This window comes from Jannaschia seosinensis (genome assembly GCF_001408515.1).
Taxonomy (GTDB): domain Bacteria; phylum Pseudomonadota; class Alphaproteobacteria; order Rhodobacterales; family Rhodobacteraceae; genus Jannaschia; species Jannaschia seosinensis.
The window spans coordinates 1-8,954 of record NZ_CYPR01000011.1 but is presented as its reverse complement, the minus strand read 5'-3'; the positions used below and the strand labels follow the sequence as shown (position 1 = coordinate 8,954).

The window sequence follows — 8,954 nt, the reverse complement described above, 5'->3', positions numbered from 1 at the left end:
AGATGCCGCGTGCTGTGATCCTGCGCCCCCACCGGCGTTCAATGGTGTCGTCCATCCCGATGACTACCGGGCCCTCCGGCACGAGGCGGTTGACGACCATGCTCAGCAGGTGCCGCGCCATGGCGTGGGTGTTCCACCGGGCACGGTTGAGGAGCTGATGACAGCTTGAGAAATTCTGCGCCTCGGCACGCCCGGTCATCCGCAGGCAGGCGCTGACGGTGCGCTTGCCCGGTGCCAGCACTGCACCCATGACCAGAACAAGCACGTGTTCCCAGCTGGGAGCTGTAAAGCACATTCGCAGCTCCTGCAGCCAATCGCGCAGGATCTGGGGAACCGGAACGCCTGTCGGCGGCGGGGAGGTGGAATGTTGCTGCATCCCATGCTTCGAATCCCTCGCCGATCACCATGCAAGTCAGGGGCCCGCGGCAAAGTGAATGACGCATCTTGAGGTGTGCTCATGTATGATCTGCGCATGCTGTACGATGAAACGGTCGCCCGCATCGAAGCTTTCGACGACGCCAATGGTGGTGGTGTCGGCTCCTACAAGAACAAGGGCTCTTGCCATCTCTACCTGCTGGAGACGGAGGCGCCGATTGCCCGCCTGAAGCCGACCGGCAACGGAGACGAGGTTCGGCTCGGATACTGGTCACACCGGCGCAAATGGGAGGATATCGATGACATGGGTGGCGTCGTCATGCCTCTCGACGACGCGCTCGAGTTCATAGCGAACGAGGCCATTTTCTGGACCTGGACGTGAGTGAAAACGTACAAAGTCGAGCTCAGAGGCCGGTCAATCCCGTCCGGCTCCCGCGCAAAGACGAACCAGTCAACGGAAGGCCGCATGACAGAGCCGATCCAGTCCACCTCGATCCTGATCCTCCTCATCGGTATTCTCGTCGCCGCGGCGGTGGTGGTGAGGGCGGGCCTCAGCCGGACCTATGTGCCGTCGCTCGTCGGATACATGGCGCTTGGCTTCCTGCTGCGTCTGGCAGACGACCGCTGGAACTTCCTTTCGGAGCAAGGGGATTTCGCGTTCGAGATTCTCGCTGAACTCGGGATTATTGTCCTTCTCTTCCGGGTCGGACTTGAGAGCGATCTGCAGGGGCTTCGCCGGCAACTCGGAAGCGCGAGCGTTATATGGCTCGGCAACGTCGCCCTCAGCGCAACTGCGGGGTATTTCGTGATGACCTACCTGCTGGGCTTCGATCAGATCCCGAGCCTCATCGCGGCCGTCGCAATGACCGCGACGAGCATCGGCGTCTCCATCGGCATGTGGCGCCAACACGACGCGCTCCGGACGCGCAAAGGACAACTCCTGACCGATGTGGCGAAAATGGACGACCTCTCGGGCGTGGCGCTGATGGCGCTTCTGTTCGCCGTGATCCCGGTCCTGCGCGAGACAGCCGGCAGCGGCGATGGTCCAGGGAGCGGCGGCCTCGCGACGCAGCTTCTCACCAGCGGCGGCATCTTCTTTCTCAAGTTCTTTCTCTTCGCCGGCTTTTGCGTGGCGTTCGCTCGATACGGCGAAGAGCGGTTGACGAAGACATTCCAGCGGCTGGCTCCCGGGCCGGAGCTCATGGTCCTCGTGGCGGGGATCGCGATCCTGATTGCCGGCGTCGCGGCGTGGCTTGAATTTTCGGCAGCCATCGGCGCCCTCTTCGCCGGCCTCGCCTTCAGCCGCGACCCCGAGGCGGTGCATATCGACGCGGATTTCCGCGGCCTCTACGACCTGTTCTCGCCGTTCTTCTTCATTGGCATCGGTCTCGCGCTCGAGACGGGCGCGCTCACGTCCGCACTCGGCACCGGGGCGGTGCTTGCGGCCGTAGCGATCGTGGTGAAGGTTCTGGGCGCAGGATTGCCGAGCCTCCTCTCGTCCGGCATGGCGGGGGCGACCCTGATCGGGGTCAGCCTGGTGCCGCGGGCTGAGATCACGATGATCATCATGGAGCGCGGGCGACAGATCGGCGAGTGGGCCGTGCCTGCGAATCTCTACGCCGCTTTCGTGCTCGTCTCCGCCGTGACCTGCCTCGTCGCCCCGATTTCGCTGGAGATGTTGTTCCGGCGCTGGCCCGCGGAGATCAAAGGGGGCGAAGACGGTCAGGGATGAGTGTATCGTCAGCTTCGGACTTCACGACTGCTGCGCACAACAATTGCTCCGTTACGCAGCGTTCAGGAGCGTCGGCTTCGTCTGTCCTCGACGAGACGCCCGTATGTTTTGGTGGCGCCCGATGCCGATTCGTCAATCCAGGTCCGGCAGCGCACGATCTCAACGAAAACCGCTTACGGCGGCCGCGGCGAGCGTTGAACCTCACGCCCCCTTTCACCGCGAAGGAGCCAGCTCCCGGACCCACGCTCGTCTCTCAGCCGATTTGAAGATGCCGAGGTTGCGGGTTGATGCGCGCTGCAATCGCCGCCAAACTCAAACCATGGACAACGCGACTCCCCCGATCTTCGACGGTCACAACGACACCCTCACGTATCTGGCGAAGAGCCGGGGCAGCGCAAACTTCCAGACGGGCACGGATGGACAACTGGATTTGCCGAAAGCGCGGGCCGGCGGGTTCGGGGGCGGGTTCTTCGCCTGCTGGGTGCCGTCGGAGGAGCAGGATTTCGATCGTGACGCCGAGATGGCGCGTCCGGAATACGACCTGCCTCTTCCCGCGCCCGTCGAACAGGACCGGGCACTGCGGGCCGTTCTTGCCGAAGCGGCAGAGCTGTTTCGGCTGGACGCGGCCGGCCATCTGAAGGTCTGCACATCCGCAACGGATATCCGTACCGTCATGGATCGGGGCCAGATCGCGGCGGTGTTCCACCTCGAAGGTGCCGAGGCCATCGACCCGGACTTCGATGCGCTGGAGGTGCTCTACCGCGCCGGACTGCGATCGATCGGCCTTGTCTGGAGCCGGCCTACGATCTTCGCCGAAGGGGTTCCCTTCCGCTATCCCAGCTCACCCGATATCGGCGGCGGGCTGACCGACCAAGGGAAGCGGTTGGTCGAATATTGCAACCGCCTGAAGGTCATGATCGACTTGTCGCATCTGAACGAAGCGGGATTCCGGGACGTTGCGCGGCTAAGCAATGCGCCGCTCGTGGCCACACATTCCAACGCGCATGCCATCTGTCCGCATGCTCGCAACCTGACCGATAGGCAGCTTGCGGTGATCGCCGAAAGCGGTGGCCTGGTGGGGGTGAATTTCGCCGTCGCCTTCCTGCGCGAAGACGGCCGCATGATCGACGATGTCCCACTCGAAGAGATTATCCGACATCTGGATCATCTCATCGACAAGCTCGGCGAGGACGGCGTCGGCTTCGGCTCCGACTTCGACGGCGCCACGATCCCGCGCGACCTGGCGAATGCGGCGAGGCTGACGAAACTCCGGGAGGCCATGCGCGCACATGGCTACGACGAGGCATTGATGACCAAACTTTGCCACGGGAATTGGCTGCGTGTTCTGGAGAGGACCTGGGGTGAGTAACGAGAAACAGAGCCAGGCAACAGGAGAGACGATATGAACATCACGAGACGATTGATGCTTGGGGCCGCGACGGGCCTCGCACTGGCGGCAACGTCGCTGGGCGCTGTGGCGCAGACGCCGGACGATATGCTGGTGATCGCCAACCGCATCGACGATATCACCACCCTCGACCCCGCGCAGAGCTTCGAGTTCGCCGGCGCCGACGTGATCCGCAACGTCTATGGCAAGCTCGTCAACTTCGATCCGGCCGATCTCGGCGCGGGATACCAGCCCGACCTCGCCGAAAGCTGGGAGGTCAGCGAGGACGGCCGCACGATCACCTTCACGATGCGGCCCGGCATGACCTTCCACTCCGGCAATCCCGTTCGTGCCGAGGACGCCGCGTGGTCGCTGCAGCGCGCCGTGAAACTCGACAAGACGCCGTCCTTCATCCTCACGCAATTCGGCTTCACGCCCGAGAACGTCGAGGAGATGATCCGCGCCGAAGATGACAAGGTCATCATCACGACCGATCAGAAATATGCCCCGTCCTTCGTCCTGAACGCCCTCACCGCCACGATCGGTGCCATCGTCGACAAGGAGACGGTGATGCAGCACGAGGTCGAGGGCGACATGGGCAATGAGTGGCTCAAGACGAACTCGGCGGGATCCTACGCCTACCGCGTAGCCAACTGGAAGCCGAACGAAAGCGTCACGCTGGAAGTCTATGAGGACTTCTACAAGGGCGCCCCCGAAATGAAACGCGTGATCGTCCGCCATATCCAGGAGAGCGCGACGCAGCGGCTGCTGCTCGAGCGGGGCGACATCGACGCGGCGCGTAATCTCAACCCCGAGGACATTGCCGGAATTCAGGATGCCGAGGGGATCGAGATCGACGACATCCTGCGCGGCCGGCTCATGTACATCTCGCTCAATCAGAACCATCCGCAGCTGTCCGATCCGCGGGTCGTCGAGGCGATCAAGCACCTGATCGATTACGAGGGCATGCAGAACAGCTTCCTTAACGGGCAATACACGATCCACCAGAACTTCCTTCCGCAGACCTATCTCGGCGCGGTGGACGAAAACCCGTTCGAGATGAACGTCGAGCGGGCGCGGGAGCTTCTCGACGAGGCCGGCATCGACGAACTGACCCTCGAGGTCGGTGTCCGCGAGGCGCAGGAGCGGCTGGAGATTGCCCAGTCGCTGCAGAACACCTTCGCGCAGGCGGGCATCAATCTCGAAATCACCGTCGGAACGGGACAGCAGATCCTCAGCCGGTATCGGGCCCGCGACCTGCCGATCTATCTGGGTGCGTGGGGGCCAGATTACCCCGACCCGCATACCAACGCGAGCACCTTCGCCTACAATCCGGACAATTCCGAGGACGCGCAGCTGACCGGCATCCTGGCGTGGCGCAACGCATGGCCGGCCGAAGGCTTCACCGAGCGGGTCGATGCGGCGGCGACCGAGACCGACACCGCGACGCGCGAGCGGATGTACCAGGAGATTCAGGCCGACTTCCGTGAGGAGGCGCCCTTCGTCATCATGTTCCAGCAGATCGAACAACTGGCGCGGAAGGACAACGTCGAGAACCTGACGCTGGGCGAGGCGATCACCGCGGCTGCCTACTGGCCAGTGACGAAATAAGCGGGCCATGACGGACACCACAGAACAGCGGGAGGCGCGGCATCCGTCGCGCCTTCTAGCCGCGCTCCGCAAGATCGGCGCCACCCTGGGTCAGATCGCCTTCACCATGGTGGGGCTGCTTTTCGTCACCTTCGTGATCGGGCGGGTCATGCCGATCGATCCCGTGATCGCGGTGGTCGGTGAGCGTGCGACGCAGGCACAATATCAGGCGGCCTACGAGGCAATGGGCCTCGATCAGCCGCTCTTCGTGCAATTCATCCAGTACATCTGGGACGTGATGCGCGGCGACTTCGGCATGTCGCTGCTGAATGCGCGGCCAGTGGCGGAGGATATCGCGCGGGTCTTTCCGGCAACGCTGGAACTGGCGACGCTGGGAACCATCATCGGCGTCGCCATTGGCGTGCCCCTAGGCGTTCTGGCGGCGGTGAAGCGCGGCACTTGGATCGATCAGACCGCGCGGGTGGTCGCTCTGATCGGCTATTCGATGCCGATATTCTGGCTGGGCCTTGTGGGGCTTCTGATCTTCTACGGCATTCTCGGCTGGGTCGGCGGACCGGGACGCGTCGGTATCTTCTACGTCGACGTCGTACCGTCCGTGACCGGCATGATCCTCGTGGACAGCGCGCTGGACGGCAACTGGACGGTCTTTCGCAACGCGCTCAGTCACATCGTGCTGCCCGCCTCGCTTCTGGGCTATTACAGCCTCGCCTATATCAGCCGGATGACGCGCTCGTTCATGCTTGAACAACTCAGCTCCGAATACATCATCACCGCGCGTGTGAAGGGTCTTTCAGAACGGGCGGTGATCTGGCGCCATGCGTTTCGCAACATCCGGGTGCAGCTGATCACCGTCGTGGCGCTCAGCTATGCGGGTCTGCTGGAGGGGTCGGTGCTGACCGAGATCATCTTCGCCTGGCCCGGCATCGGATCGTACATCACGACGGCGCTGCTTTCGGCGGACATGAATGCGGTGCTTGGCGGAACGGTCGTCGTCGGCCTTGTCTTCGTCTGCCTCAACGTATTCTCCGACCTGCTTTACAAATTTCTGGATCCGAGGGCGGAATGAGTCAGTTCGACGTTACCGGCACCAGAGCACGCAGCGGCTGGCACGACTGGCTGATGACCGAGACGCCGCGTTCGCGACGGCAGGCCCGCATCGGATCCTTCTACCAAGGTTGGCTGACGCTGCGCCGGAACCCGATGGCGATGTTCGGCCTGTCCATTCTCGTGTTCCTGGTGCTTCTGGCGATTTTCGCACCACTTCTGGCGCCGAAAGATCCTTATGCGCAGGATCTCGGTGCTCGGCTTCTGCCACTGGGGAGCGAGGGGTATCCTCTGGGCTCGGATTCCCTTGGCCGCGACATTCTCAGCAGGCTGATCTATGGCGCGCGGATCACCCTCTATATCGTCGCGCTGGTGGCGCTGATCGCGCCGATCGTGGGACTGTTCGTGGGCACTGTTGCAGGCTATGCGGGCGGGTGGGTCGACACGATCCTGATGCGGATCACCGACATCTTTTTGGCCTTTCCGCGGCTGGTTCTGGCGCTGGCCTTCGTCGCGGCCCTCGGGGCGGGCATCGAAAACGCTATCATCGCGATCTCGCTGACCGCCTGGCCGCCCTACGCTCGCATTGCCCGGGCCGAAACGCTTACCATCCGCAAGGCGGATTACATCGCTGCGGTGCGTCTGCAGGGCGCGGGGCCGCTGCGAATAATCACCAAGCACATATGGCCGTTATGCATCTCTTCGCTGATCGTGCGGGTTACGCTGGACATGGCTGGCATAATCCTGGCCGCCGCGGGTCTCGGCTTTCTCGGTCTGGGGGCACAACCACCCTCGCCGGAATGGGGGGCAATGATCTCCGAGGGCCGGCGATTCATCCTCGACCACTGGTGGGTGGCGACGATGCCGGGTCTGGCCATCTTCATCGTCTCGCTCGCCTTCAACCTGCTGGGCGACGGAATGCGCGACGTGCTCGATCCGAAGGATGCCGGGAAATGAGCCTGATCGAAGTCGAGGATCTGTGGGTGCGTTTTCCGACCCGCACAGGCGTGTTCGATGCCGTGCGGGGTGTGTCCTTCAGCCTTGGACGCGAGCGGCTTGGTATTGTCGGCGAAAGCGGCTCGGGCAAATCGATGACGGGCCGCGCGATTCTCCGTCTGATCCGCCCCCCCGGCAAGGTCGAGGCGACGCACATCGCGGTGGAGGGCGACGACATCCTGAAGATGTCCGAGCGGCAGATGCGCGATGTGCGCGGGCAGCGCATTTCGATGATCATGCAGGATCCGAAGTTCTCGCTCAATCCGGTCATGACCGTCGGGGACCAGATCATCGAAGCCTACACACAGGCGCATGGCAGTCGCGCGAATGCGCGGGAAAAGACGCTCGAAATGCTCGACGCGGTGGCGATCCGCGATGCGGAACGGGTGATGCGCGCCTATCCGCACGAAATGTCGGGTGGCATGGGACAACGCATCATGATCGCAATGATGATGATCCCAAATCCCTCCGTTCTCATCGCGGACGAGCCGACTTCGGCGCTGGACGTCTCGGTCCAGACCCAGGTGCTGCGGATCATGGATCGGCTGGTCAGCGAGCGCGGCATGGGCTTGATCTTTATCAGCCACGACCTGAACCTGGTCTCGGCGTTCTGCGATCGGGTGCTGATCATGTATGCCGGACGCGTGGTCGAAACCTGCCGCGCCGATCGCCTGCACGAGGCGGAGCATCCCTATACCCGCGGTCTGCTGAACTCTCTTCCCCGGCTCGATGCGCCGCGCCGTCGGCTGGAGGTACTTAAGCGCGATCCGGCCTGGAGCGACCCCGGAAGCGTGCGAGGTTCCTCGTGAACGCCATCGGGGTCGAAAATCTGAACGTTTGGTTCGGAAAGGGCCGCGATCGGAACCAGGCGGTCAGCGATGTGAGCTTTGCCGTAAGAACAGGCGAATCGTTCGGGCTGGTCGGCGAAAGCGGCTCCGGAAAATCTACGATCCTGCGGGCGATCACCGGCCTTGTGCCATCCTGGTCGGGGCGGATGGAGATCGCGGGCATAGCCTTGGGCAAAGCCCGCAGCCGACAGTTCTACAAGACGGTGCAGATGGTCTTCCAAGACCCTTATGCCTCGCTCCATCCCCGCCACTCGGTGGACCAGGTGCTTGGCGAGGCCCTGAAGCTGCACGGCTTTCGCGATGTCGACCAGCGGATTGAGCGGCTTCTGAAGGATGTCGGTCTCGGGCCGGCCTTCCGGTTTCGCTACCCGCACCAACTTTCCGGGGGGCAGCGGCAGCGCGTTGCGATTGCCCGCGCACTGGCGCCCGAGCCGGACATTCTCCTGCTCGATGAGCCGACTTCGGCACTCGACGTCTCGGTGCAGGCGGAAATCCTCAATCTGCTGACGGATCTGCGCGCGGAGAACGGGCTGACCTACGTCATGGTCTCGCATGATCTCGCCGTGATCGGGCACATGTGTGAACGTCTCGCCGTGATGCAGGCAGGCCGAATCGTGGAGGAGATGACCGTGGAAGACATGCGCGCGCTTCGCTCGACCGAGCCTTACACGAAGCAATTGCTCGAAAGCTCGCTCGGCTACACCCGCGAAACCTGACCCGATTCCGGCGGACGGCCGTTCATCGTTGGACGACCTCAGACGAAAGCATTCGAACGTGCCCTGCCCGCCTCCCGCTTAGATGAGCCGCGAGCCTCGTTTAGCCCGGATAATTCACGAGAAGGCGGCGGAGGTGGCGTAACCGTCTGAAACTCTGTATTTCTTGGTTATCGACGCCAAAGATTCAGATTTCAGCAGGACGACCTCCGCCATGACCCAGTCTACGTGCTCCACGCCCCGCCTGT

At 63.0% G+C, this 8,954-nt stretch carries 9 protein-coding genes; 8 read left to right on the top strand and 1 reads right to left on the bottom strand.

Going from position 1 to position 8,954, the window contains the following annotated elements; translation table 11 throughout:
• A partial coding sequence (locus JSE7799_RS01005) for a transposase (protein ID WP_144431501.1) occupies positions 1-376 on the bottom strand: 376 nt, incomplete at its 3' end.
• 81 nt (positions 377-457) lie between these two features.
• On the opposite strand from JSE7799_RS01005, the gene JSE7799_RS01000 reads away from it, so the two are divergent.
• From JSE7799_RS01000 to JSE7799_RS00965, 8 genes are all read left to right on the top strand, one after another.
• Entirely contained in the window at positions 458-757 is a 300-nt protein-coding gene (locus JSE7799_RS01000; RefSeq protein ID WP_055661936.1) for a hypothetical protein, read from the top strand.
• Between the two features lie 84 nt (positions 758-841).
• Positions 842-2,107 (top strand): cation:proton antiporter, encoded by a 1,266-nt coding sequence (locus tag JSE7799_RS00995; protein WP_055661935.1) that lies wholly within the window; start codon positions 842-844, stop codon positions 2,105-2,107.
• Positions 2,108-2,426: 319 nt separating this feature from the next.
• Complete coding sequence (locus JSE7799_RS00990) at positions 2,427-3,476, top strand: dipeptidase (RefSeq protein ID WP_055661934.1); 1,050 nt, start codon at positions 2,427-2,429, stop codon at positions 3,474-3,476.
• Between the two features lie 33 nt (positions 3,477-3,509).
• Positions 3,510-5,105 (top strand): ABC transporter substrate-binding protein, encoded by a 1,596-nt coding sequence (locus JSE7799_RS00985; protein WP_055661933.1) that lies wholly within the window; start codon positions 3,510-3,512, stop codon positions 5,103-5,105.
• 7 nt (positions 5,106-5,112) lie between these two features.
• Positions 5,113-6,171 carry an ABC transporter permease gene (locus JSE7799_RS00980; protein ID WP_055661932.1) on the top strand — a complete coding sequence of 353 codons (1,059 nt, stop codon included), beginning with the start codon at positions 5,113-5,115 and terminating at the stop codon, positions 6,169-6,171.
• Entirely contained in the window at positions 6,168-7,106 is a 939-nt protein-coding gene (gene nikC, locus JSE7799_RS00975) for a nickel transporter permease (protein ID WP_055661931.1), read from the top strand. The genes JSE7799_RS00980 and nikC overlap by 4 nt, the downstream gene beginning before the upstream one ends.
• The gene (locus JSE7799_RS00970; RefSeq protein WP_055661930.1) at positions 7,103-7,954 is read left to right on the top strand and encodes an ABC transporter ATP-binding protein; all 852 of its coding nucleotides are present in this window, start codon (positions 7,103-7,105) and stop codon (positions 7,952-7,954) included. The genes nikC and JSE7799_RS00970 overlap by 4 nt, the downstream gene beginning before the upstream one ends.
• Positions 7,951-8,709 carry an ABC transporter ATP-binding protein gene (locus JSE7799_RS00965; protein ID WP_055661929.1) on the top strand — a complete coding sequence of 253 codons (759 nt, stop codon included), beginning with the start codon at positions 7,951-7,953 and terminating at the stop codon, positions 8,707-8,709. The genes JSE7799_RS00970 and JSE7799_RS00965 overlap by 4 nt, the downstream gene beginning before the upstream one ends.
• Positions 8,710-8,954 lie beyond the last annotated feature (245 nt).